This window comes from Niveibacterium terrae (assembly GCF_048213115.1).
GTDB lineage: Bacteria > Pseudomonadota > Gammaproteobacteria > Burkholderiales > Rhodocyclaceae > Niveibacterium > Niveibacterium terrae.
The window spans coordinates 668394-694117 of the sequence record NZ_CP172404.1 but is presented as its reverse complement, the minus strand read 5'-3'; the positions used below and the strand labels follow the sequence as shown (position 1 = coordinate 694117).

The 25724-nt window shown below is 64.5% G+C and carries 13 protein-coding genes; 11 read left to right on the top strand and 2 right to left on the bottom strand.

Features of this window, described 5'->3' with window-relative positions; genetic code table 11:
- Nucleotides 1–114: 114 nt before the first annotated feature.
- The 6 genes from ACHFB9_RS03295 (at nt 115) to ispH (ending at nt 6000) form a co-directional block, all read left to right on the top strand.
- Nucleotides 115–1062, top strand: a complete 948-nt coding sequence (locus ACHFB9_RS03295; protein WP_417069554.1) for a bifunctional riboflavin kinase/FAD synthetase — start codon at nt 115–117, stop codon at nt 1060–1062.
- A gap of 74 nt (nt 1063–1136) precedes the next feature.
- Entirely contained in the window at nt 1137–3962 is a 2826-nt protein-coding gene (ileS, locus tag ACHFB9_RS03290; protein ID WP_417069553.1) for an isoleucine--tRNA ligase, read from the top strand.
- Nucleotides 3955–4428, top strand: coding sequence for a signal peptidase II (gene lspA / locus ACHFB9_RS03285; RefSeq protein WP_417069552.1), 474 nt, complete (start codon nt 3955–3957; stop codon nt 4426–4428). The genes ileS and lspA overlap by 8 nt, the downstream gene beginning before the upstream one ends.
- A gap of 10 nt (nt 4429–4438) precedes the next feature.
- Nucleotides 4439–4867 carry an FKBP-type peptidyl-prolyl cis-trans isomerase gene (locus ACHFB9_RS03280; protein WP_417069551.1) on the top strand — a complete coding sequence of 143 codons (429 nt, stop codon included), beginning with the start codon at nt 4439–4441 and terminating at the stop codon, nt 4865–4867.
- Nucleotides 4868–4871: 4 nt separating this feature from the next.
- Complete coding sequence (locus tag ACHFB9_RS03275) at nt 4872–5051, top strand: hypothetical protein (protein WP_417069550.1); 180 nt, start codon at nt 4872–4874, stop codon at nt 5049–5051.
- 19 nt (nt 5052–5070) lie between these two features.
- Nucleotides 5071–6000, top strand: coding sequence for a 4-hydroxy-3-methylbut-2-enyl diphosphate reductase (gene ispH / locus ACHFB9_RS03270; protein WP_417069549.1), 930 nt, complete (start codon nt 5071–5073; stop codon nt 5998–6000).
- A 3-nt stretch (nt 6001–6003) separates the two neighbouring features.
- Here ispH and ACHFB9_RS03265 read toward each other — a convergent pair whose 3' ends face one another.
- Nucleotides 6004–6339: a TfoX/Sxy family protein gene (locus ACHFB9_RS03265; protein WP_417069548.1), complete on the bottom strand. Its 336-nt coding sequence runs from the start codon at nt 6337–6339 to the stop codon at nt 6004–6006.
- Between the two features lie 97 nt (nt 6340–6436).
- Between ACHFB9_RS03265 and ACHFB9_RS03260 the strand changes: the two genes are divergently transcribed.
- From ACHFB9_RS03260 to ACHFB9_RS03240, 5 genes are all read left to right on the top strand, one after another.
- Nucleotides 6437–6757, top strand: coding sequence for a hypothetical protein (locus tag ACHFB9_RS03260; RefSeq protein ID WP_417069547.1), 321 nt, complete (start codon nt 6437–6439; stop codon nt 6755–6757).
- A gap of 11 nt (nt 6758–6768) precedes the next feature.
- A complete protein-coding gene (locus tag ACHFB9_RS03255; protein WP_417069546.1) occupies nt 6769–8928 on the top strand; it encodes a type I secretion system permease/ATPase in 2160 nt (719 codons plus the stop codon).
- Nucleotides 8928–10337: an HlyD family type I secretion periplasmic adaptor subunit gene (locus tag ACHFB9_RS03250; protein ID WP_417069545.1), complete on the top strand. Its 1410-nt coding sequence runs from the start codon at nt 8928–8930 to the stop codon at nt 10335–10337. Before ACHFB9_RS03255 ends, ACHFB9_RS03250 begins: the two co-directional genes overlap by 1 nt.
- The gene (locus ACHFB9_RS03245; protein ID WP_417069544.1) at nt 10334–10942 is read left to right on the top strand and encodes a helix-turn-helix transcriptional regulator; all 609 of its coding nucleotides are present in this window, start codon (nt 10334–10336) and stop codon (nt 10940–10942) included. The genes ACHFB9_RS03250 and ACHFB9_RS03245 overlap by 4 nt, the downstream gene beginning before the upstream one ends.
- A 131-nt stretch (nt 10943–11073) precedes the next feature.
- Complete coding sequence (locus tag ACHFB9_RS03240; protein WP_417069543.1) at nt 11074–23736, top strand: retention module-containing protein; 12663 nt, start codon at nt 11074–11076, stop codon at nt 23734–23736.
- 39 nt (nt 23737–23775) lie between these two features.
- On the opposite strand, the gene ACHFB9_RS03235 is transcribed toward ACHFB9_RS03240, so the two are convergent.
- On the bottom strand, nt 23776–25713 hold the full coding sequence (locus tag ACHFB9_RS03235) for an EAL domain-containing protein (RefSeq protein WP_417069542.1): 1938 nt from the start codon (nt 25711–25713) through the stop codon (nt 23776–23778).
- Nucleotides 25714–25724: the final 11 nt, after the last annotated feature.

Sequence of the window (25724 nt, the reverse complement as noted above, 5' to 3'; positions counted from 1 at the left end):
CCTCAGCCCACCTTGTCGCTCCATGGCAGAGGAGTCCCGCAAGCAGGTCAAGACAGCATCCCCGCTGCCGCGACCGCTCCGGTTATACTTCACGTTTTTCTCCCCCAACCGCTCATGCTGGTTTTCCGCGGCCTCCCCGATCATGCGGAGCTGTCCTCGGTGCTGACCATCGGCAACTTCGACGGCGTGCACCGCGGCCATCAGGCGCTTCTACAACTGCTCGTGCAGCAGGCGCGCGCGCGCGCGCTTCCCGCCACAGTCCTGACTTTCGAACCCCATCCGCGCGAATTCTTCGCGCCGGAGTCGGCGCCGCCCCGCCTGTCGCGGCTGCGCGAGAAGCTCGAATTGATGGCCGAATGCGGCGTGGACCGCGTCCATGTGCTGCGCTTCAATGAGAAACTCGCCTCTCTCGATGCCGCCGCTTTCATCGCCCGCGTGCTGGTGCAGGGTCTCGGAACCCGGCACCTGCTGATCGGCGACGATTTCCGCTTCGGCCGCGACCGGGCGGGCGACTTCGCGATGCTGCAGAGTGTTGGCGCGGAGCAGGGTTTTACGGTCGAGGCGATGCCAACGCGGGAGATCGCCGGCGAGCGGGTGTCGAGTTCGGCGGTCCGCGACGCGCTGATCGCCGGTGACATCGAACACGCCGAGCGCCTGATCGGCCGGCCCTACACGATGAGCGGCCGGGTCATGCACGGCGACAAAATCGGCCGCACGATCGGTTTCCCGACCGCGAACATCCAGATCAACCGCAACCGCGCGCCGCTCGCAGGCATCTACGCAGTGACCGTGGACGGCGTCGCGGCCAGCCCCTGGCCCGGAGTCGCAAGCCTGGGCGTACGACCGACGATCACGAAGAACGGCGCGGCGCGGCTGGAAGTCTATCTGTTCGACTTCAGCGGCGATCTGTATAGCCGCCACCTCAGGGTTCATTTCCTGCACAAGCTGCGCGATGAGGCGAAGTTCGGCTCGCTCGCCGAGCTGACCGCCGCAATCGCGCGCGACTGCGAAAACGCCCGAGAGATTCTCGTCCAACACCGAATTGAGGTGCCGGCGGCCTGATGGCCGTCGGCGCCCCCGGCATCCATGCGGCCCTCGGCGGGCCACCCAGAACGAATTGAAGCGAGATACGAGAGATGGCTGATTACCGCAAGACGATGAACCTGCCCGATACCCCCTTCCCGATGCGCGGCGATCTGCCCAAGCGCGAACCGGGCTGGGTCGCCGACTGGCAGCAACGCAAGCTTTACCAGAAGATCCGCAAAACCGCCGCTGGACGTCCGACCTTCCTGCTCCACGACGGCCCTCCGTACGCGAACGGCAATCTTCACCTCGGGCATGCGCTGAACAAGATCCTCAAGGACATCATCGTCCGCTCCAAGACCCTGGCCGGTTTCGACGCGCCCTATGTTCCGGGCTGGGACTGCCACGGCCTGCCCATCGAGCACAAGATCGAGGTCACGCACGGCAAGGGCCTTCCCGCCGACAAGGTGCGCGAGCTGTGCCGCGCCTATGCGGCCGAACAGGTCGGGATCCAGAAGTCCGAGTTCATCCGCCTGGGCGTACTCGGCGACTGGGACAATCCCTATCTGACGATGAATTTCGCGAACGAAGCCGGCGAGATCCGCGCTCTGGCCGAGATGGTCAAGCAAGGCTATGTGTTCAAGGGCTTGAAGCCGGTGAACTGGTGCTTCGACTGCGGCTCGGCGCTGGCCGAAGCGGAAGTCGAATATGCCGACAAGAAATCGCCGACGCTGGACGTCGCCTTCGCGATCTCGGCCGCCGACGAAGCGAAGCTCGCCGCCGCCTTCGGCGTCGAAAAGCTCTCCAAGACCGCCTATGCGGTGATCTGGACCACGACACCGTGGACGATCCCCGCTAACCAGGCGTTGAACATGCACCCGGACTTCGACTACGCGTTGGTCGATGTCGGCGACAAGCTGCTGATCCTGGCCAAGGAACTGGTCGAGGAATCGCTGAAACGCTTCGAATGCGAAGGCACGGTCGTCGCGACGACCCCGGGCAAGACCCTGGAAGGCCTGAAGTTCAAGCATCCGCTCTACGAGCGCCTCTCCCCGGTCTATCTGGCCGACTATGTGGGTCTGGATGCCGGTACCGGCGTCGTGCACTGCGCGCCGGCTCACGGCGTCGAGGACTACAACGCCTGGCGCGCCTACGGCCGCGGCAACGACGAGATCCTCTCGATCGTCAAGGGCGACGGGGTCTATGTCGAAGATCTGCCCTTCTTCGGCGGCCAGATGATCTGGAAAGCCAACGGCCCGATCATGGAGAAGCTCGACGAACTCGGCGCGCTGCTCTCGCACAGCGGCATCACGCACAGCTACATGCACTGCTGGCGGCACAAGACTCCGGTGATCTACCGGGCAACCGCCCAGTGGTTCGTCGGCATGGACCGCCAGATCGACAAGGACAAGCATGCCCAGAACGGCAAAAACCTGCGCGAGAAGGCGCTGGCCGCCGTCGAAGCGACCGCCTTCTACCCCGACTGGGGCAAGCCGCGCCTGAACGCAATGATCGCTAACCGCCCGGACTGGTGCATCTCGCGCCAGCGCAACTGGGGCGTGCCGATCCCGTTCTTCGTGAACAAGGAGACCGGCGAGCCGCATCCGCGCACAGTCGAGCTGATGGAAGAAGTCGCCAAACGTGTCGAGAAAGAGGGCATTGAAGCCTGGTTCAAGCTCGACGCGGCCGAGCTGCTCGGCGCCGAAGCGGCCCACTACGAGAAGATCCGCGACACGCTGGACGTCTGGTTCGATTCGGGCACGACGCACTGGCATGTGCTGCGCGGCTCCCACCCCAGCGGCCACGAGAGCGGCCCGCGCGCCGACCTCTACCTCGAAGGATCGGATCAGCACCGCGGTTGGTTCCATTCGTCGCTGCTGACCGGCGCCGCGATCGACGGTCACGCGCCCTACAAGGCGCTGCTGACGCACGGCTTCACTGTCGACCAGCAGGGCCGCAAGATGAGCAAGTCGCTCGGTAACACGATCCTGCCCCAGGAAGTGACCGACAAGATGGGCGCAGACATCCTGCGTCTGTGGGTCGCCGCGACCGACTATTCGGGCGAGCTGGCGATGTCGAAAGAGATCCTCGCCCGCGTCGTTGAAGGCTATCGCCGCATCCGCAACACGCTGCGCTTCTTGCTCGCAAACACCGCCGACTTCGACATCGAAAAGGATTCGGTGCCGGTCGGGAAGTGGCTGGACATCGACCGCTACGCGCTGGCGCTGACGCGCAAGATGGCGAAGCAGGCCGACTCCGACTACACGGAATACGAGTTCCACCGCGTCGTCCAGGGCCTGCAGATCTTCTGTTCGGAAGACCTCGGCGCCTTCTACCTCGACATCCTGAAGGACAGGCTGTACACGACCCGTCCGGACTCGCTCGCCCGCCGCGCCGCGCAGACGGCTCTGTGGCATATCACCCAAACGCTGGTGAAGCTGATGGCGCCGATCCTCTGCTTCACCGCCGAGGAAGTCTGGGCTGTGCTGAGCCAGAATCCCAAGGAAGACTCGGTGATGCTCCACCAGTTTCATGAGCTGCCCGCCGCCGACGGCGAAGAAGCGCTGCTCGCGCGCTGGGCCGAGATCCGCGCCGTGCGCGGCGAAGTCGCGAAGGTCGTCGAAGCGGTCCGCACCGACGGCGCGATCGGCTCCTCGCTGCAGGCCGAGGTCGAGATCCACGCGGCCGGCGAGCGTTTTGAAGCGCTCACCTCGCTCGCCGACGACCTCAAGTTCGTGCTGATCACCTCCAGCGCGGCCGTGAAACCGGTCGAAACCGAAGCCGAACAGAGCATCGCGGTCGTACCGAGCGAACATCAGAAGTGCGAGCGCTGCTGGCACTGGCGTGCCGATGTCGGCGCCAACCCGGAACACCCGACCCTGTGCGCCCGCTGCGACAGCAACCTGCACGGCGACGGCGAGGTGCGTGCCCATGCCTAAGCGTTTCATCGGCTGGCTGGGCCTGTCGGCTCTGGTGATCGTTCTCGATCAGATCACGAAGCTCGCGGTGCTCGCCCACCTGAGCCTCGGTGAAGGCATCCCGTATACGGATTTCTTCAAGCTGGTGCTGATCTACAACCCGGGAGCCGCCTTCAGCTTCCTGTCCGATCAGAACGGCTGGCAGAAGTGGTTCTTCGTCGCGCTCGCTCTGGGCATCTCGGGCTGGCTCGTCGCACTGATGCGTCAGCACGCGAATGAACGACTGCAGCCTCTGGCCTATGCGTTGATCGTCGGCGGAGCGATCGGCAATGCGATCGACCGCTTCCACTACGGCGCGGTCGTCGACTTCCTCTTTTTCCATATCGGCCACTACGGCTGGCCGGCGTTCAACCTCGCCGATTCGGCGATCGTCGCCGGCATCGCACTGATGATCCTGGTTCAGCTTCGCGAGCCCAGGAAAGCCTGAGGAGAGGCCGATGGATCTGATTGGCAAGGAAAGCCTGATCACGCTGAACTTCCGCTTCGCTCTCGCCGACGGCAGCGAAGTGCTGTCGACCTTCGGCGCCGAGCCGGCCACGGTGCAGCTGGGTCAGGGCAAGTTCGGCTCGGCGATCGAGGAACACCTGATCGGCCTCACCGCCGGCGCGAAGCAGAGTTTCGAGCTCGCGGCGGGAGAGGCTTTCGGCCCACGCTACGAGGAGCTGGTCGAGCATATCGCGAGGGCTGAACTTCCGGCCGACGCGAAGCTCGAACCCGAGTCGGTGCTGACTTTCTCCGCTCCGGACGGCGGTTCGTTCTCGGGCCAGATCCTGGAAGTGAGCGATGAAGAGCTCGTTCTCGACTTCAACCACCCGCTGGCCGGCAAAGCGCTGCGCTTCGACGTCGAAATCATCTCCGTAGGCTGACGCGATGTTCAGGATAGACAGACACGCGGATCTGCCCGACCTCTTGTGGAGCCTTTTCACCGGCATCGTGGCCGGGCTCTTCATCCGGGAGATCAGCTCTTCGACGCTCGCGGGCCTTGGGGTTCTGGCGCTGTCGGTCGCGGGAGCCGCCTTCCGGATGAAGAAGCGCCACGAACAAGACTGAGTCCAGACTGGAAATGACCATGGAAATCCTGCTCGCCACGCCCCGCGGCTTCTGCGCCGGAGTCGAGCGCGCGATCACGATCGTCGAACGCGCGATCGAACTGTTCGGCGCCCCGATCTACGTCCGCCACGAAGTCGTCCACAACAAGTTCGTCGTCGACGACCTGCGCGCCAAAGGAGCGATCTTCATCGAGGATCTGACCGACGTCCCCGCGGGCAGCACGGTCATCTTCTCGGCTCACGGAGTCGCCCAGGCGATCCGCACCGAAGCCGAGGAGCGCGGACTGAAAGTCTTCGATGCGACCTGCCCGCTGGTGACGAAAGTACACCTCGAAGTGCAGAGAATGCGCAGCCAGGGCCGCGAGATCATCATGATCGGCCACAAGGGCCACCCCGAAGTCGAAGGCACAATGGGACAGTCAGACTCGGGCATGCATCTGGTGGAGACGGTTGCCGACGTCGCGGCCTTGCGGGTCGCCGACGAGGCCGCCCTCGCCTATGTGACCCAGACGACTCTTTCGGTCGACGACGCGCAGACCGTTGTCGATGCGCTGCATGCGCGCTTTCCGGCCATCGTCGGGCCGAAGAAGGACGACATCTGCTATGCAACGCAGAACCGTCAGGACGCCGTCAAATTCATGGCCCCCCAGGTCGATCTCGTCTTCGTCGTCGGCTCGAAGAACAGCTCGAACTCGAACCGGCTGCGCGAAGTCGCCGCACTGCGCGGCGTTCCGGCCTTCCTGATCGACTCGGCGGCCGACATCGATCCTGCCTCGATTTCCGGAAAGAGCCGGATCGGCGTCACCGCGGGCGCCTCGGCTCCGGAAGTGCTGATCGAGGAAGTGATTGCCCGGCTGCGCTCGCTCGGCGCCGGATCGGTGCGCCAGCTCGAGGGCGCGAGCGAGAACGTCAGCTTCCCGATTCCGGCGGCGCTCAGAGCGGACGAGTAAGGCTCACGGCTTGCGCGCGCGCAGCGCGGCACCCAGCCCGCGCCGCGCCCAGCTCAGAAATTCCCGCTCGTCATCGAGCGCCGCTTCGGGCATCGGGAAATAACTCAGGCTTTGCTGCCGCCCATCCTTCGTCGAATAGCTGAAGGCTTCGAGGCCGGCCGCTTCGAAGTCCGGCCGGGAAACGGAATCAACCTTCAGATAGAGAACCTCGTCGGCGACGATCGCGAAGAAAATACCGTCGCAGTAAAGCCCCCACGACCCGAACATCCGCCGGGGCTGGATGCTCCCCAGAGCATCCAGACGCTCGCAGAGCCAGTCGACATGTTCGCTACGCTGCATCAGCCCCGCCATTGATGATTTGCCTCCCCGCCGCCAAGCCTGATAATGCACGCGGGAGACAAAACTTTACAGGGAGCCGGGACTCCGGAGCGATACCATGCCTTTCATTCGACGGGCGCCAGACGGCGCAATCCTTGCCCTTCTGGGCGAGGCGGAGAACGGAGCCGACGAGTTTCTGCCCGGCAACCATCCGGAGGTGCTGCGCTTTCTGGGGCAGAAGGAAGGACAGACGTTCAACGCGCTGGATGCGGATTTCATCCGCGTTCTCGAAGACCTGATCGACGCGCTGATCGCCAAGGGCGTGCTCCGGGTCACCGATCTGCCCCATGAAGCGCAACGCAAACTCGCCGCGCGCAAGGGGCTGCGCAACCGTCTCAAGGATGCGCTCGACCTGCTTGGCAGCCATGATGTGATCTGAATACGGCAAAGATGACCAACAACTCAGGCCCCAAGTGGGCGGTCAACATCCAGGCAACTCACGACGATCCGCTGCTCGACAGCCTCGCCGCGCTGACCCGCATCCACGGTCGCCCGTGGACCCATGAAGCGCTCGCAGCTGGTCTGCCGCTCGTCGAGCAACGCCTGACTCCATCCTTGCTGCCCCGCGCGGCCCATCGCGCCGGCTTCACCGCGCGCATCGTGCGCCAGAGCCTGGCCGGGGTGCGCAGCAAACTGCTGCCGGCGATCCTGCTGCTGCGCGAGCAGCGCGCCTGCCTGCTGCTTGAATGGCTCGACGATGGCCGCGCCCGGGTTCGCTTTCCGGAAGCTGGGGAGAGCGAGACAACGCTCGCCCGCGACGAGCTCGAAGCGCAGTTCGACGGAGTCGTGATCTACGTTCGTCCGCGTTTCCGCTTCGAGGCGAGAGTGCCCGAAGTCGGCAAGATCCGCGGCCGGCACTGGTTCTGGGGAACGGTGTTCGCGAACTGGCGCCTCTATCGCGACGCGCTGCTCGCCTCGGTGCTCGTGAACCTGTTCTCGCTGTTGATGCCGCTCTTTTCGATGAACGTCTATGACCGCGTCGTTCCGAACCGCGCCGAGGAGACTCTGTGGGTTCTCGCGATCGGCATGTTCCTCGCGCTGGGCTTCGACCTCGTGCTGCGTACGGTGCGCGCCTTCATCATCGACACCGCCGGCAAACGCATCGACGTGACGCTGTCCGCGAAGATCATGGAGCGGGTGCTGGGTGTCCGGCTCGAAGCGAGGCCGGTCTCGGTCGGCTCCTTCGCCGCGAACCTGAAGGCTTTCGAGAGCGTCCGCGACTTCATCGCGTCCTCGACCATCACCGCCCTCGTCGATCTGCCCTTCGCGCTGCTCTTCGTACTGGCGCTGGTCTGGCTCTCCCCGTGGCTAGTCCTGCCCCCGCTGGTCGGCGGCCTGATCGCGATCTTCTTCGCGCTGGTCGTCCAGGACAGGATGAACGCGCTGACCGAAAGCACTTACCGCGCCAACGCCCAGCGCAATGCGACGCTGGTCGAAAGCCTGGTCGGACTCGAAACGGTCAAGACCTTGGGCGCCGAAGGTTCGGTGCAACGCCGCTGGGAGCGCGCGACGCTGTTCATCGCGCAAATCGGCAGCCGCCTGAAGCTGCTCTCGACGAGCATAGTGAACCTGACCCAGAGCATCCAGCAGCTCAGCAATGTCGTGACCATCGTCGTCGGCATCTATCTGCTGCTCGACAACAAGCTGACGATGGGCGGCATCATCGCCGCGACGATGCTGTCGGGCCGGATGCTCGCACCGCTGGGACAGGTCGCCGCACTGCTGATGCAGTATCACAACGCCCGGACGGCGCTGGTCGGCGTCGAGCAGCAGATGGTCTTGCCGATCGAGCGCCCCGAAAACTCCACTTTTCTGCACCGGGCGAATTTCCGCGGCGACATCGAGTTCCGCAACCTGAGTTTCCGCTATCCGGGCTGCGAACAGGCGGCGCTCAGCAATATCAGCCTGCGCATCACGGCCGGCGAAAAAGTCGCGATCATCGGTCGGATCGGCTCGGGCAAGACGACGCTCGAGAAGATGATCCTGGGACTCTATCAACCAACCGAGGGCGCGGTGCTGATCGACGGCACGGACAGCCGCCAGATCGACCCGGCAGAGCTTCGCCGCGCGGTCGGCTTCGTGCCGCAGGACGTCACGCTGTTCTACGGCAGCCTGCGCGAGAACATCGCTTTCGGCGCACCTTTCGCCGACGATGAAACGATCCTCGCCGCCGCCGACATCGCCGGAGTCGCCGAGTTTGCGAACGCCGACCCGCGCGGCTTCGAGATGCCGATCGGGGAGCGGGGAGAGTCGCTCTCCGGAGGCCAGCGTCAGGCCGTCGCGATCGCCCGCGCGATGCTCGGCGATCCACCCATGCTGCTCCTCGATGAGCCGACCAGCAGCATGGATCACCAGAGCGAAGAGAGGATCAAGCAGCGCCTGCGCGAAGCGGCCCGCAGCAAGACGGTCGTGCTGGTTTCGCACCGCACGTCGCTGCTCGACCTCGTCGACCGCTTGATCGTCATCGACAGCGGCAAGATCGTCGCCGACGGCCCCAAGGCCCAGGTCATCGAAGCGCTACAAAGTGGCCGGGTCGGGAGGGCCGTCTGATGAAAATCCGGTTTCCCGCTTTCCTGAAGGCTCCGTGGGCCTTCGCTTTTCGCCGCACGTCGAAGGGCTTCGATTCGCTGATCTCGGCGGCCGGACGGAGCGACCTGCACGACGACACCGACTTTCAGGCCGACGCCGACTGGGCGATTGGCGAGCAGAGTCCGCGCGGCGCCCGCCTCGCCGTCTGGATTTCGCTTGCCGCGGCGATCACGCTGATCGTCTGGGCCGCTCTGGCCCAGATCGACGAAGTGACTCGCGGTGAAGGCAAGGTCGTGCCGTCCAGCCAGAACCAGATCATCCAGAGCCTCGATGGCGGCATCGTCTCGCAGATTCTGGTCCGCGAGGGCCAGACGGTGCAGCCGGGCCAGCTGCTCTTGAAAATCGACTCGACCCGCTTCGTCTCGTCGCTGCGTGAGAACCAGGCCCAGTACCTGGCCTTGCAGGCCAAGGCTGCGCGGCTCCAGGCTCTGGCCGAAGGCAAGGCTTTCGTCCCGCCGCCGCAGGCGCAGAGCAGCATCCCCCTGGTCGTCGAGCAGGAAAGACAGGCTTTCGAATCCAAGCGCGCCGAGCTCGAAGCCTCGGTCGGAGTCGCCCGTCAGCAGTTGAACCAGCGCAGTCAGGAGCTCAACGAGGTCAAAGCGCGCCGCGAGCAGGCGGCCCAGAGCTATACGCTGACGGCCAGGGAACTCGAAGTGACCAAGCCCTTGACCAGGACCGGCGCGGTCTCCGATGTCGAACTGCTGCGTCTGGAGCGCGATGTCGCCCGCTACCGCGGCGAGCGCGATGCCGCGAATGCGCAGATCCCGCGCATCCAGGCCTCGATGAGCGAAGCCCAGCGCAAGATCCAGGAAGTGGAGCTGCAGATCCGCAACCAGGCCCGCTCCGAGCTCTCGGACGTCAACGCCAAGCTCGGCCCGCTCTCGGAAGGCAGCGTCGGACTCGCCGACCGGGTCAAACAGTCCGAGATCCGCGCGCCGATGCGCGGAGTCGTCAAGCAGATGTTCATCAATACGGTCGGCGGCGTCGTTCAGCCGGGCAAGGAGATCATCGAGATCGTCCCGTCGAATGAAGTTCTGCTGTTGCAGGCCAGAGTGCTGCCACGCGACATCGCCTTCCTGCATCCGGGGCAGAAAGCTCTGGTCAAATTCACCGCCTATGACTACTCGATCTATGGCGGACTGGAAGGCAAGCTTGAGCACATCAGCGCCGACACCGTCGTCGATGAAAAGGGCAACGCGTTCTACGAAGTGCGCGTGCGCACCCACAGCGCGACGCTCGGGGCCGGCAAGCTGCCCATCATTCCCGGCATGGTCGCCGAAGTGGACATCCTGACCGGCAAGAAGTCGGTGCTGAGCTATCTGCTCAAGCCCGTGTTACGAGCAAAATCGGCGGCCCTGAGCGAGCGATGAGGCACGACACCCTGACCCTGATCACCGCAGACGACGCGCTTGCCAGACGTTGGCACGAGCTGGTCTCGGCCTGGACTGTCAAGAGGGTCAAGAGCCTCGATCAGCTCGCTCCCGCCCCGGGGATCGCGCTGATCGACCGCGACACCCCCGACCTGCCCGAACTCGGCGACGCCACCTGGCGCAGCCTCAGTTCCAACGAAAACCTGCTGATCCTGGCCAGCGCTCGTCCCGACGATGCGGAAGCTCTGCTCGCGATCGAAAACGGATTTTCGGGCTATTGCCACGCCTTCGCATCGATCGAACAACTACATCAGGTCGTCTCGGTCGTCGCGAGCGGCGAACTGTGGGTCGGGCGCAGCCTGGTCACCCGGCTGATCCGGGCCGTGGACCGCACGCCCGCGCACACCAGCGCGTGGGCAACGGATCTGACCGGGCGCGAAAGCGAAATCGCCCGGCGCGCCGCGAACGGCGAATCGAATGCGGACATCGCCAACGCACTGGGCATCAGCGAGCGCACCGTCAAATCCCACCTGTCGTCGGTCTTCGAAAAGCTCAAGGTCGCTGACCGGCTCCAACTGGCGCTGCGCGTCCACGGCATACGCTGAGCCCCCCAAGGATTCTCGTCACAGGAATTGACAGATCGGGGAGCAAAACCTGCCCCGGGGTACGATGCGCTTACCCTCCGGCGAACTTTAGACTCGGATCATCATCCCTCAGTCCGATTTGAGAGTCCGCCATGCCCACCACCACCGTGCACGCCGAAGCCACCGTCAGCCACCTTGATGGGCGCGCCTGGATACGTGGAGCCGATGGCTCTCTCAGGGAGCTTCACGTCGGCGACCACGTTCGGGAAGGCGAGACTCTGGTCACCGCCACAGCGAGCTCGGTCGAGCTGAGCAACGCTGACGGAGCCCTGGTTGTGATCGGCGAGGGGCGGGAAGTGCTCGCCGATGCGACGCTACTCAGCCAGGACAGCCCGGCTCCTCAGGAAGCCGCCCTCGCCCGCCCGGATGCCCAACTCGATCAGGTCATCCAGGCGCTAAACAGCGGCAACGACCCGCTCGCCGAACTCGACGCGGCCGCGGCCGGCCTGACCGGAGGGGACGGCCAGGATGGTCACAGCTTCGTACAGCTACTGCGGATCAGCGAAGGAACGGATCCGCTGTCGCTTACGTCGAACAGCACGAGCACGACCAGCTCCGCGACGATCCAGAGCCTTGCGACCACAACCGCGACCACGTCCGCCAACCTCGCCCCAACCGCCGCCGACACGACGATCTCGACCCAAGAAGACACTCCGGTCAACGGAGCCGTCAGCGCAACAGATGCGAACGGCAACACGCTGAGCTACTCGGCAGGCACCGCGCCTCAGCATGGCTCGGTCGTCGTCAATGCGGACGGCACTTTCACCTACACGCCTTCGGCCAACTACAACGGTTCGGACAGCTTCACCGTGACCGTTTCGGACGGCCAAGGCGGCACGACCACCTCGACCGTCAATGTCGGGGTCGCTCCGGTCAATGACGCGCCGACTACCAGCAATGTCACCGTCTCGACCAGCGAAGACACTCCGGTCACTGGTTCGGTCACCGCGGCCGATGTCGATGGCGATGCGCTGACCTATTCGGCTGGCACCGCGCCTCAGCACGGCTCGGTCGTCGTCAACGCGGACGGCACTTTCACCTACACGCCGGCCGCGAACTACAACGGTTCGGACAGCTTCACCGTCACCGTTTCGGACGGCCAGGGTGGCACCACGACTTCGACCGTTTCGGTTGGCATCGCGGCAGTCAATGACGCGCCGACCACCAGCAACGTCACCGTCTCAACCAGCGAAGACACTCCGGTCACCGGTTCGGTCACCGCGGCCGATGTCGATGGCGATGCGCTGACCTATTCGGCTGGCACCGCGCCTCAGCACGGCTCGGTCGTCGTCAACGCGGACGGCACTTTCACCTACACGCCAGCTGCGAACTACAACGGCGCCGATTCCTTCACCGTCACCGTTTCGGACGGCCAGGGTGGCACCACGACTTCGACCGTTTCGGTTGGCATCGCGGCAGTCAATGACGCGCCGACCACCAGCAACGTCACCGTCTCAACCAGCGAAGACACTCCGGTCACCGGTTCGGTCACCGCGGCCGATGTCGATGGCGATGCGCTGACCTATTCGGCTGGCACCGCGCCTCAGCACGGCTCGGTCGTCGTCAACGCGGACGGCACTTTCACCTACACGCCAGCTGCGAACTACAACGGCGCCGATTCCTTCACCGTCACCGTTTCGGACGGCCAAGGCGGCACCACGACTTCGACCGTTTCGGTTGGCATCGCGGCCGTCAATGACGCTCCGACTACCAGCAATGTCACCGTCTCGACCAGCGAAGACACTCCGGTCACCGGTTCGGTCACCGCGGCCGATGTCGATGGCGATGCGCTGACCTATTCGGCAGGCACCGCGCCTCAGCATGGCTCGGTCGTCGTCAACGCGGACGGCACTTTCACCTACACGCCGGCCGCGAACTACAACGGTTCGGACAGCTTCACCGTAACCGTTTCGGACGGCCAAGGCGGCACGACCACCTCGACCGTTTCGGTTGGCATCGCGGCCGTCAATGACGCGCCGACCACCAGCAACGTCACCGTCTCGACCAGCGAAGACACTCCGGTCACCGGCTCGGTCACCGCAGCCGATGTCGATGGCGATGCGCTCTCCTTCGCGAAGGGTTCGGATCCGGCCCATGGCTCGGTCGTCGTCAACGCGGACGGCACTTTCACCTACACGCCGGCTGCGAACTACAACGGCGCCGATTCCTTCACCGTGACCGTGTCGGACGGCCAAGGCGGCACAACCACCTCGACCGTTTCGGTTGGCATCGCGGCCGTCAATGACGCGCCGACCACCAGCAACGTCACCGTCTCGACCAGCGAAGACACTCCGGTCACTGGTTCGGTCACCGCGGCCGATGTCGATGGCGATGCGCTGACCTATTCGACTGGCACCGCGCCTCAGCACGGCTCGGTCGTCGTCAACGCGGACGGCACTTTCACCTACACGCCGGCCGCGAACTACAACGGTTCGGACAGCTTCACCGTCACCGTTTCGGACGGCCAGGGTGGCACCACGACTTCGACCGTCAATGTCGGAGTCACGGCAGTCAACGACGCGCCCACGACCAGTGTCGTGACGCTCGCCGCAAGCGCGGAAGACACGGCCCACACGATCACGGCCGCCGATCTGCTCGGCAAGGCTGCCGACGTCGAGGGCGATACGCTCAGCGTCAGCAACGTCAGCGTCGATCACGGCACGCTTACGGCCAACAGCAACGGCACCTGGACCTATACGCCGGACAGCAACTTCAACGGTCAGGTCAGTTTCAGCTACACGATCACCGACAACGGCAGCACCAACGGTGCCGCCGATCCGAAGTCGGTCGCAGGCTCCGCGACACTCGAGGTCACCCCGGTCAATGACGCGCCCACGACCAGTGTCGTGACGCTCGCCGCAAGCGCGGAAGACACGGCCCACACGATCACGGCCGCCGATCTGCTCGGCAAGGCTGCCGACGTCGAGGGCGATACGCTCAGCGTCAGCAACGTCAGCGTCGATCACGGCACGCTTACGGCCAACAGCAACGGCACCTGGACCTATACGCCGGACAGCAACTTCAACGGTCAGGTCAGTTTCAGCTACACGATCACCGACAACGGCAGCACCAACGGTGTCGCCGATCCGAAGTCGGTCGCAGGCTCCGCGACGCTCGAGGTCACCCCGGTCAATGACGCGCCCACGACCAGTGTCGTGACGCTCGCCGCAAGCGCGGAAGACACGGCCCACACGATCACGGCCGCCGATCTGCTCGGCAAGGCTGCCGACGTCGAGGGCGATACGCTCAGCGTCAGCAACGTCAGCGTCGATCACGGCACGCTTACGGCCAACAGCAACGGCACCTGGACCTATACGCCGGACAGCAACTTCAACGGTCAGGTCAGTTTCAGCTACACGATCACCGACAACGGCAGCACCAACGGTGTCGCCGATCCGAAGTCGGTCGCAGGCTCCGCGACGCTCGAGGTCACCCCGGTCAATGACGCGCCCACGACCAGTGTCGTGACGCTCGCCGCAAGCGCGGAAGACACGGCCCACACGATCACGGCCGCCGATCTGCTCGGCAAGGCTGCCGACGTCGAGGGCGATACGCTCAGCGTCAGCAACGTCAGCGTCGATCACGGCACGCTTACGGCCAACAGCAACGGCACCTGGACCTATACGCCGGACAGCAACTTCAACGGTCAGGTCAGTTTCAGCTACACGATCACCGACAACGGCAGCACCAACGGTGTCGCCGATCCGAAGTCGGTCGCAGGCTCCGCGACGCTCGAGGTCACCCCGGTCAATGACGCGCCCACGACCAGTGTCGTGACGCTCGCCGCAAGCGCGGAAGACACGGCCCACACGATCACGGCCGCCGATCTGCTCGGCAAGGCTGCCGACGTCGAGGGCGATACGCTCAGCGTCAGCAACGTCAGCGTCGATCACGGCACGCTTACGGCCAACAGCAACGGCACCTGGACCTATACGCCGGACAGCAACTTCAACGGTCAGGTCAGTTTCAGCTACACGATCACCGACAACGGCAGCACCAACGGTGCCGCCGATCCGAAGTCGGTCGCAGGCTCCGCGACGCTCGAGGTCACCCCGGTCAATGACGCGCCCACGACCAGTGTCGTGACGCTCGCCGCAAGCGCGGAAGACACGGCCCACACGATCACGGCCGCCGATCTGCTCGGCAAGGCTGCCGACGTCGAGGGCGATACGCTCAGCGTCAGCAACGTCAGCGTCGATCACGGCACGCTTACGGCCAACAGCAACGGCACCTGGACCTATACGCCGGACAGCAACTTCAACGGTCAGGTCAGTTTCAGCTACACGATCACCGACAGCGGCAGCACCAACGGTGCCGCCGATCCGAAGTCGGTCGCAGGCTCCGCGACGCTCGAGGTCACCCCGGTCAATGACGCGCCCACGACCAGTGTCGTGACGCTCGCCGCAAGCGCGGAAGACACGGCCCACACGATCACGGCCGCCGATCTGCTCGGCAAGGCTGCCGACGTCGAGGGCGATACGCTCAGCGTCAGCAACGTCAGCGTCGATCACGGCACGCTTACGGCCAACAGCAACGGCACCTGGACCTATACGCCGGACAGCAACTTCAACGGTCAGGTCAGTTTCAGCTACACGATCACCGACAACGGCAGCACCAACGGTGCCGCCGATCCGAAGTCGGTCGCAGGCTCCGCGACGCTCGAGGTCACCCCGGTCAATGACGCGCCCACGACCAGTGTCGTGACGCTCGCCGCAAGCGCGGAAGACACGGCCCACACGATCACGGCCGCCGATCTGCTCGGCAAGGCTGCCGACGTCGAGGGCGATACGCTCAGCGTCAGCAACGTCAGCGTCGATCACGGCACGCTTACGGCCAACAGCAACGGCACCTGGACCTATACGCCGGACAGCAACTTCAACGGTCAGGTCAGTTTCAGCTACACGATCACCGACAACGGCAGCACCAACGGTGTCGCCGATCCGAAGTCGGTCGCAGGCTCCGCGACGCTCGAGGTCACCCCGGTCAATGACGCGCCCACGACCAGTGTCGTGACGCTCGCCGCAAGCGCGGAAGACACGGCCCACACGATCACGGCCGCCGATCTGCTCGGCAAGGCTGCCGACGTCGAGGGCGATACGCTCAGCGTCAGCAACGTCAGCGTCGATCACGGCACGCTTACGGCCAACAGCAACGGCACCTGGACCTATACGCCGGACAGCAACTTCAACGGTCAGGTCAGTTTCAGCTACACGATCACCGACAACGGCAGCACCAACGGTGTCGCCGATCCGAAGTCGGTCGCAGGCTCCGCGACGCTCGAGGTCACCCCGGTCAATGACGCGCCCACGACCAGTGTCGTGACGCTCGCCGCAAGCGCGGAAGACACGGCCCACACGATCACGGCCGCCGATCTGCTCGGCAAGGCTGCCGACGTCGAGGGCGATACGCTCAGCGTCAGCAACGTCAGCGTCGATCACGGCACGCTTACGGCCAACAGCAACGGCACCTGGACCTATACGCCGGACAGCAACTTCAACGGTCAGGTCAGTTTCAGCTACACGATCACCGACAACGGCAGCACCAACGGTGTCGCCGATCCGAAGTCGGTCGCAGGCTCCGCGACGCTCGAGGTCACCCCGGTCAATGACGCGCCCACGACCAGTGTCGTGACGCTCGCCGCAAGCGCGGAAGACACGGCCCACACGATCACGGCCGCCGATCTGCTCGGCAAGGCTGCCGACGTCGAGGGCGATACGCTCAGCGTCAGCAACGTCAGCGTCGATCACGGCACGCTTACGGCCAACAGCAACGGCACCTGGACCTATACGCCGGACAGCAACTTCAACGGTCAGGTCAGTTTCAGCTACACGATCACCGACAGCGGCAGCACCAACGGTGCCGCCGATCCGAAGTCGGTCGCAGGCTCCGCGACGCTCGAGGTCACCCCGGTCAATGACGCGCCCACGACCAGTGTCGTGACGCTCGCCGCAAGCGCGGAAGACACGGCCCACACGATCACGGCCGCCGATCTGCTCGGCAAGGCTGCCGACGTCGAGGGCGATACGCTCAGCGTCAGCAACGTCAGCGTCGATCACGGCACGCTTACGGCCAACAGCAACGGCACCTGGACCTATACGCCGGACAGCAACTTCAACGGTCAGGTCAGTTTCAGCTACACGATCACCGACAGCGGCAGCACCAACGGTGCCGCCGATCCGAAGTCGGTCGCAGGCTCCGCGACGCTCGAGGTCACCCCGGTCAATGACGCGCCCACGACCAGTGTCGTGACGCTCGCCGCAAGCGCGGAAGACACGGCCCACACGATCACGGCCGCCGATCTGCTTGGCAAGGCTGCCGACGTCGAGGGCGATACGCTCAGCGTCAGCAACGTCAGCGTCGATCACGGCACGCTTACGGCCAACAGCAACGGCACCTGGACCTATACGCCGGACAGCAACTTCAACGGTCAGGTCAGTTTCAGCTACACGATCACCGACAACGGCAGCACCAACGGTGTCGCCGATCCGAAGTCGGTCGCAGGCTCCGCGACGCTCGAGGTCACCCCGGTCAATGACGCGCCCACGACCAGTGTCGTGACGCTCGCCGCAAGCGCGGAAGACACGGCCCACACGATCACGGCCGCCGATCTGCTCGGCAAGGCTGCCGACGTCGAGGGCGATACGCTCAGCGTCAGCAACGTCAGCGTCGATCACGGCACGCTTACGGCCAACAGCAACGGCACCTGGACCTATACGCCGGACAGCAACTTCAACGGTCAGGTCAGTTTCAGCTACACGATCACCGACAGCGGCAGCACCAACGGTGTCGCCGATCCGAAGTCGGTCGCAGGCTCCGCGACGCTCGAGGTCACCCCGGTCAATGACGCGCCCACGACCAGTGTCGTGACGCTCGCCGCAAGCGCGGAAGACACGGCCCACACGATCACGGCCGCCGATCTGCTCGGCAAGGCTGCCGACGTCGAGGGCGATACGCTCAGCGTCAGCAACGTCAGCGTCGATCACGGCACGCTTACGGCCAACAGCAACGGCACCTGGACCTATACGCCGGACAGCAACTTCAACGGTCAGGTCAGTTTCAGCTACACGATCACCGACAACGGCAGCACCAACGGTGTCGCCGATCCGAAGTCGGTCGCAGGCTCCGCGACGCTCGAGGTCACCCCGGTCAATGACGCGCCCACGACCAGTGTCGTGACGCTCGCCGCAAGCGCGGAAGACACGGCCCACACGATCACGGCCGCCGATCTGCTCGGCAAGGCTGCCGACGTCGAGGGCGATACGCTCAGCGTCAGCAACGTCAGCGTCGATCACGGCACGCTTACGGCCAACAGCAACGGCACCTGGACCTATACGCCGGACAGCAACTTCAACGGTCAGGTCAGTTTCAGCTACACGATCACCGACAACGGCAGCACCAACGGTGTCGCCGATCCGAAGTCGGTCGCAGGCTCCGCGACGCTCGAGGTCACCCCGGTCAATGACGCGCCCACGACCAGTGTCGTGACGCTCGCCGCAAGCGCGGAAGACACGGCCCACACGATCACGGCCGCCGATCTGCTCGGCAAGGCTGCCGACGTCGAGGGCGATACGCTCAGCGTCAGCAACGTCAGCGTCGATCACGGCACGCTTACGGCCAACAGCAACGGCACCTGGACCTATACGCCGGACAGCAACTTCAACGGTCAGGTCAGTTTCAGCTACACGATCACCGACAGCGGCAGCACCAACGGTGTCGCCGATCCGAAGTCGGTCGCAGGCTCCGCGACGCTCGAGGTCACCCCGGTCAATGACGCGCCGACCACCAGCAACGTCACCGTCTCGACCAGCGAAGACACTCCGGTCACCGGCTCGGTCACCGCAGCCGATGTCGATGGCGATGCGCTGACCTATTCGGCTGGCACCGCGCCTCAGCACGGCTCGGTCGTCGTCAACGCGGACGGCACTTTCACCTACACGCCGGCCGCGAACTACAACGGTTCGGACAGCTTCACCGTGACCGTTTCGGACGGCCAGGGTGGCACCACGACTTCGACCGTTTCGGTTGGCATCGCGGCCGTCAATGACCCCGCCGTGATCCAACCGATCAGCCTCACGCTGACAGAAACTGATTCCGTGCTCAAAACAGGCGGATCGCTCGCGATCACCGACGTCGACAGCCCGGCCACCTTCATTGCCCAGAGCAACGTCGCCGGCTCCAACGGCTACGGTCACTTCACCGTCAATACCGACGGCTCCTGGACCTACACCGCCGACTCCGCACACAACGAGTTCGAAGCCGGCAAGACCTATACGGACTCGATCACTGTCACCAGCGCCGACGGCACTCAGAGCACGATCAGCATCAAGATCGCCGGCACCAACGATGCGGCCGTGATCACTCCGGCCGTCGTTACGCTGACAGAAACCGACTCCGTTCTCTCGACGGGCGGCACGCTCGCGATCACCGACGTCGACAGCCCGGCCACCTTCATTGCCCAGAGCAACGTCGCCGGCTCCAACGGCTACGGTCACTTCACCGTCAATACCGACGGCAGCTGGACCTACACCGCCGACTCCGCACACAACGAGTTCGAAGCCGGCAAAACTTATACGGACTCGATCACCGTGCAGAGTGCCGACGGCACCCCGAGCACGATCACCGTCGAGATCGCCGGCACCAACAACGCCGCCGTGATCACCGGATCCGATGCTGGCTCCGTCAAGGAAGACACCACCACCTTGGCCTCCGGCACGCTCTCCGTCACCGACGCGGATGCCGGCGAAGCGAGCTTCCAGGTTCAAACCAATGCCGCCGGCGCCCACGGCACCTTCAGCATCGACGCTGCCGGACACTGGACCTATACGCTCAACAGCGCCGACCCGGCCGTTCAGGCCCTCGGCGAAGGCCAGTCCCTGCCCAACGAGACTTTCACGGTCAAGAGCCTGGACGGCACCGAGCATACTGTGACCGTTGCGATCACCGGCACCAACGATATCGCCTCAATCACCGGATCCGCTGCGGGTGAAGTCACCGAGGACAGCAATGTCTCAGCCTCCGGCACGCTGACGACCGGCGGCACGCTGACCGTTCATGACGTCGACACCGACGCAGCCCATCTGGCTACGCCGGTCACGCTCACCGGCACCTACGGCAGCTTCACCGTCGATACCGCAAGCGGCCAATGGACTTACTCGGTCGACAACAGCCTCAACGCGATCCAGGCGCTCGGCGACAAGCAAAGCCTCATTGACACGATCACAGTCAAGAGCGCGGATGGCACGGCCAGCCAGACTCTGACCGTCACGATCCACGGCAGTAACGACGCACCGACGCTGACCACCCAGTTCTTTACAACGAGCGAAGACACAGTGCTTTCCGGAAAGCTGGCAGCCAGCGACGCCGAGGGCGACACTCTCTCCTATGCTCTCGACTCGAGTGCGGCTCACGGCTCTCTGACCGTCAATGCTGACGGCATCTTCAGCTACGCGCCGGCCGCGAACTACAACGGTGCCGATTCCTTCACGGTCAAGGTTTCAGACAGCCACGGCGGCACGACAACTTCGACCGTGAGCATTGGCGTCACCCCGGTCAATGACGCACCGACGACCAGCGCAGTGACTCTTGCCGGGACCAGGGTCAAAACGACCACGATCACGGCGGCAGAACTGCTCGGCAAAGCCGCCGATATCGACGGCGATACGCTGACGGTCAGCAACCTCAAAATCACCTCCGGCAACGGATACGTGACGGACAACAACAACGGCACCTGGACTTACACTCCGAGTGGCACAGGCACAGTCAACTTCAGCTACACGATCACCGACAACGGCAGCACCAACGGCGTCTCTGATCCGAAATCCGTAACGGGTTCGGCAAAACTCACTGTCAGCAGCAGCTATCACAACGCCACAATCAGTGGCGACAACGCGGGAGCCGTCACCGAAGATGGAGGAATCGCCAACGCGACCCACGGCACTTCGTTCGACTCGGGTACGCTGACCATCAAGGATTCCGACTCCGGTCAGGCAAGCTTCCAACCCGCGAACACGCTCTCCGGCACCTATGGTTCCTTTACCTTCAATGCCGCCACGGGCGCCTGGACTTACACGCTCGACAACAGCAAGCCAGAGACCCAGGCGCTGACCCCAAGCGACACCACGTCCGACTCCCTGACGGTCTACAGCCTCGATGGATCTGCCAGCCAGACGATAAAGGTCACGATCACCGGCGCCAACGACGCTCCGACCGTCGCGAGCAGCACGGTCAGCGGCACCGAAGACACACCGCTGGTGCTGAGCTGGGCCCAGTTCCATGTGACCGATGTCGATGGCGGCAGCTCGTCCGGCATCACGATCACCAGCCTGCCCAAGGACGGTCAGCTGCAGTACTACAACGGCAGCAGCTGGGTCGCCGTCACGCAGGGCCAAACGATCAGTCAGACGGAGATCGATGCCAACCACCTGCGCTTCGTACCCGACGCCAACGAGTCGGGCAACAGCAGCTACAACACGGCGGGCCTCGGCGACCAGCATGCTGACTACGCAAGCTTCAGCTTCACGGCTACGGACGGTATCAGCAGCAGTTCGTCCGCCAGCATCACGCTCGATATCGCACCGGTCGCCGACGGTCCGGTGATCCAGGTCAACGGCAGCTCGATCGTCGCAGGCGCGGCCATCATCGCGACGCCCGCACTCGGCGACGGTCTGACGACGCGAACCTATGTCAATCTGGCCAAGATCTCGACAGACACCGTCGATACCACCGCCGAAGTCAGCACGCTGCTGACCCGTCTCGATGCAGCGACGACCAGCTTGGCTTCCACGAGCATATCCGGCACACCTCAGAACTACACGCCACACTCCGGTAGCTCACCGACCGGCATCAGCGAGGACGGGGCCTACCGGATGAGCGGCCTGATCTACATGGAGGCAGGCAAGACCTATACGTTCAGCTCCTACATGGATGACACTGCGATCCTGAAAATCGGTGGCCAGGAAGTGCTGAACAAGGCTTACAACAGCTGGGGCAACATCACCGCGACCACTTTCTCGCCGGCGGTGAGCGGCTATTACACGCTGGACTGGGCGGTCTACAACGGCAACGGCGTCGGTGCGGTCAAACCCTATCTGAGCGTCGATGGCGGCACCGCGCTCGAGCTGACCAGCAGCAACTTCAATCTCTACAGTTCGGTGAGTACGCTGGACTCTACCGGCGCGGTCCATCTGGGTCTCGTCGGCGACAGCAGCGGCGGTTATTACCCGGCCTACAACAGCAGCGTCGAGGATACGCCCTTCAAGCTCTCACCGATCTCGGTCACTCTTGCCGACACGGACGGTTCGGAACAGCTCGGCAGCATCAGCATCAGCGGCCTGCCGGAGGGCTCCGTCATCACCGACGGTACGCACAGCTTCACCGCAACGAGCGGAGCCACTTCGGTCGTCATCACGTCCTGGTCGCTCAGTTCGCTGAGCTTCACGCCTCCCCACGATTTCAACGGAACCGTCACGCTGAGCCTGACCGCAACCAGTACCGAAACCGCGACAGGCCAGACCGGCAGCACCACGGCAACGCTGCCCATCCTGGTGACCGGCGTCAATGACGCGCCGGTCGCGGTCGCGGACAACGCCAGCGTCACCGAAGACTCCGGCAGCTATACGGTCAACGGCTCGGTCACCAGCAATGACACCGACGTCGACGGCGACAAGTTGCACGTTGCAGCGGTCAATGGGCAGACGAGCCTGCTCGCCCAGGATGTCGCAGCGACCTACGGCAGCTTCCACATCAACGCCGATGGCAGCTATACGTATCAGCTGGCCAACGACAACGCCCAGGTAAACGCGCTGAACAAGGGCGAGGTCCTGCACGATACGATCAGCTACACCGTCGCCGATCCGAGCGGCGCAACGAGCACCGCGACCCTGACGGTCACGATCAACGGCGCGGACGAGACCAGCGCCAACGTCATCGACTCCAGCCTGGCGACGGTCGCCGGCACGGCCGGTGCGGATCTGATCCACGCCAGCGCGGCCAACAGCATCGTCGATGCGGGAAATGGCAACGACATCGTTTATGGCTCTGACAATTCGCAAGCGACTGATCTGGCGACCCTGAAGACATCGAACTTCATGGGAGCCAACAGCGACGACACCGCCAACCACGCGCTCGGCAACGTGATCCACGGCGGCGATGGCAACGATGCGCTGCTCGGCGGAGCCCACTCCGATCTGCTCGACGGCGGCGCCGGGAATGACTACCTGTCCGGAGGAGCCGGAAACGACGCACTGCGCGGGGGAGAGGGCAAGGACCGGATCGAAGGCGGAGCCGGCAGCGACGTGCTGATGGGCGGGGCCGGCTCCGACGTGTTCGTCTGGTCGCTGAATGACGGCAGCGCGACGGCGGGAACCTCGACCACCGGCAACAGCGCCCTAGGTATCGGCGATTCAGTGGGACATGCGGGCACAACAGATCTGGTGACGGATTTCACCAAGGGCTCGGGAGGAGATGCGCTCGACCTGCGCGATCTGCTGCAGGGCGAGAGTCACTTCGGTCAGGACCCCGGCAACCTCGCCAACTACCTGCACTTCGAGGCAACGACATCGGGAGGCGTCACCAGTACCGTGGTTCACGTCAGCAGCAGCGGCGGTTTCACTGGCGGCACCTACAATGCAGGCCACGAAGATCAGACCATCGTGCTCACCGGGGTCAACCTGCTGATCGACGGCTCGACATCGCTTCTGAACGACGCCAACATCATCAACAACCTGCTCACGAACAAGAACCTGATCACCGACTGATAAGTGGCCAGAGCCCGGCTCTCGCCGGGCTCGCGTCGATCACGGGTGCGCCGGCTTGGCCTGCGCACGCGCGGTTGCGGCCGGTCCGGTGACTCCGGCAACGCCGAGGTCGGCGAGCATCCGCCATTCGGCTTCGCTGCTGACCCGCTCGGCCAGGACCAGGATATCCAGGCCGCGCGCGACATCGGCGATCGCCTTGACGAGGCGCTGGTTGCCTTCGTTCTCGGCGATACCGGAGACGAAGCTGCCATCGATCTTCAGGTAGTCGATCCGCTGCGCGTAAAGCCTGGGGATCGCCGAGAACTGGCGACCGAAGTGTTCGATCCCCAGCCGGCTACCGTACTGACCCAGAATCGGCGAAACGGCGGCCAGACCGGACAGCCCCTGATCGAGGCCGGCTTCGGAGACTTCCATCCACAACCGGCTCGCGGCAAGCGGTGCTGCAGCGAGCAGGCGCTCGAGGCCGGCACGGAATTCGAGACTCTGCAGCGACAACGGCGAGATATTGACCGCGACCGCCTCACCTCCGTGCTGCAGGCGCTGCAGCGCCAGTTCGACCGCGAGAAGGTCGAGCTCGGCGGTCATGCCCAGGCGATCGGCAGCCGGCATGAACTGGCCCGCCGTCCACGGATCTCCGTCGTCGGGCGCGCTCATCCTCATCATCGCTTCGTCGTGCCAAGGCTTTCCATCGATGTGCAGCACCGGAAAGGTCGCCAGAGCGAAACTGCGCCGGGCAACCGACTGCTGGAGCAGAATCCGCCACGCTTCCTGGGTTCGCGCAACCAGAGGCGTGTCGTAGCCGCTGATCACGGCAGCGCCCCCTTCGCCGCGTTCGGCCCGCATCAGCGCCGCATCGGCGCGCGCCAGCACGCCGGCGAGATCATCGCCGTGGCGGTACAGCGTCACGCCGACGTGGCCCGCCACATCCTGCTCGAGGTGGAGGCGGCGGCGCAGCGCTTCGAGCGCATGGACGATTTCCTCCGCGCGCGCCTGCACCATTTCGGATTCGGCGCCCGGGATCAGCCACGCGAAATCGGCTCCGTTGAGGCGGGCGAGCAGAGCCCCGTCGCCAACAATCCCTTGCAGCGCCGCGGCCAGCGCCTTGATCAGGCCATCGGTGCGCTCTCGCCCCAGGCGCCGGTTCGTCTCGGTCAGATCCTTGAGCCGGATCAGCGCCAGAGCGCCGACCGCCGGCGAGTCCTCACCATCCAGCTCGCTTCCCAGACAGCCCAGGAAGAAACTGCGGTTCGGCAAGCCGGTCAGCGCGTCCCGGTTGGCCTCGGAGCGCAGCGCATCGATCCGCCCCGCCTGCTCAGCAAACATGGTTCTGACCTGTCCGACCATCAGGTTCAAGGCCCGCACGACACTGCGAAACTCGCGGATCTTGGGTTCCTCGTTGGTGATGAAGCGCCGCTCACCGATCGCCCGGGCCTGTTCGACCATCAGATCGATGGGCGCCCTCACCCAGCGCATCAGCAACTTGATCGCCAGGATCAGCAGCGCGCCGAGCAGCGACATGACGGCGCCGAACTGCAGCGACCCCCGCCACAGAGCATCGTAGGCGAAGCGCTTCTGAGCGACGATCGTAACGCGGCCGGCCTGGGTCCAGCCCTGGCTAACCAGCGCGACGCCAGGCTCGGCTTCAATCGGGATCAGGCGCACGAACCATTCGGGAGTCAGGCTTTCGACAACGCCACTGTGCCGCTCCGCGATCGTCCTGCCCTGAACATCCTGGTACTGGACCCGCTCAAAGTGCCCGGAGTCGAACAGCGCGGAGACCATCACTTCGGCCATCGCGCGATCGATCTTCTGCTGCGACATCGACAAGGCCAGGGCCGTAGCCGTATCGGCTCCCTGGGCAAGCAGGTGCTGCTCAAGATAGCTGCGCGCGGTGTAGATGCTCACCGCGAAACCTCCCAGCCAGGCGATCAGGCTGGCGACAATGACCGTAATCCACAGTTGGCGCAACAAAGACATGGGCTTTCCTT

Bases quoted from the DNA above. Each gene is read 5' to 3' on its own strand.
- ispH (WP_417069549.1), top strand. From the start codon at position 5,071: ATGGAAATCCTGCTCGCCACGCCCCGCGGCTTCTGCGCCGGAGTCGAG.
- ACHFB9_RS03240 (WP_417069543.1), top strand. From the start codon at position 11,074: ATGCCCACCACCACCGTGCACGCCGAAGCCACCGTCAGCCACCTTGAT.
- ACHFB9_RS03235 (WP_417069542.1), bottom strand. From the start codon at position 25,713: ATGTCTTTGTTGCGCCAACTGTGGATTACGGTCATTGTCGCCAGCCTG.
- ACHFB9_RS03265 (WP_417069548.1), bottom strand. From the start codon at position 6,339: ATGCAGCGTAGCGAACATGTCGACTGGCTCTGCGAGCGTCTGGATGCT.
- ACHFB9_RS03255 (WP_417069546.1), top strand. From the start codon at position 6,769: ATGACCAACAACTCAGGCCCCAAGTGGGCGGTCAACATCCAGGCAACT.
- ACHFB9_RS03295 (WP_417069554.1), top strand. From the start codon at position 115: ATGCTGGTTTTCCGCGGCCTCCCCGATCATGCGGAGCTGTCCTCGGTG.
- ACHFB9_RS03280 (WP_417069551.1), top strand. From the start codon at position 4,439: ATGGATCTGATTGGCAAGGAAAGCCTGATCACGCTGAACTTCCGCTTC.
- ileS (WP_417069553.1), top strand. From the start codon at position 1,137: ATGGCTGATTACCGCAAGACGATGAACCTGCCCGATACCCCCTTCCCG.
- lspA (WP_417069552.1), top strand. From the start codon at position 3,955: ATGCCTAAGCGTTTCATCGGCTGGCTGGGCCTGTCGGCTCTGGTGATC.
- ACHFB9_RS03275 (WP_417069550.1), top strand. From the start codon at position 4,872: ATGTTCAGGATAGACAGACACGCGGATCTGCCCGACCTCTTGTGGAGC.
- ACHFB9_RS03245 (WP_417069544.1), top strand. From the start codon at position 10,334: ATGAGGCACGACACCCTGACCCTGATCACCGCAGACGACGCGCTTGCC.
- ACHFB9_RS03260 (WP_417069547.1), top strand. From the start codon at position 6,437: ATGCCTTTCATTCGACGGGCGCCAGACGGCGCAATCCTTGCCCTTCTG.
- ACHFB9_RS03250 (WP_417069545.1), top strand. From the start codon at position 8,928: ATGAAAATCCGGTTTCCCGCTTTCCTGAAGGCTCCGTGGGCCTTCGCT.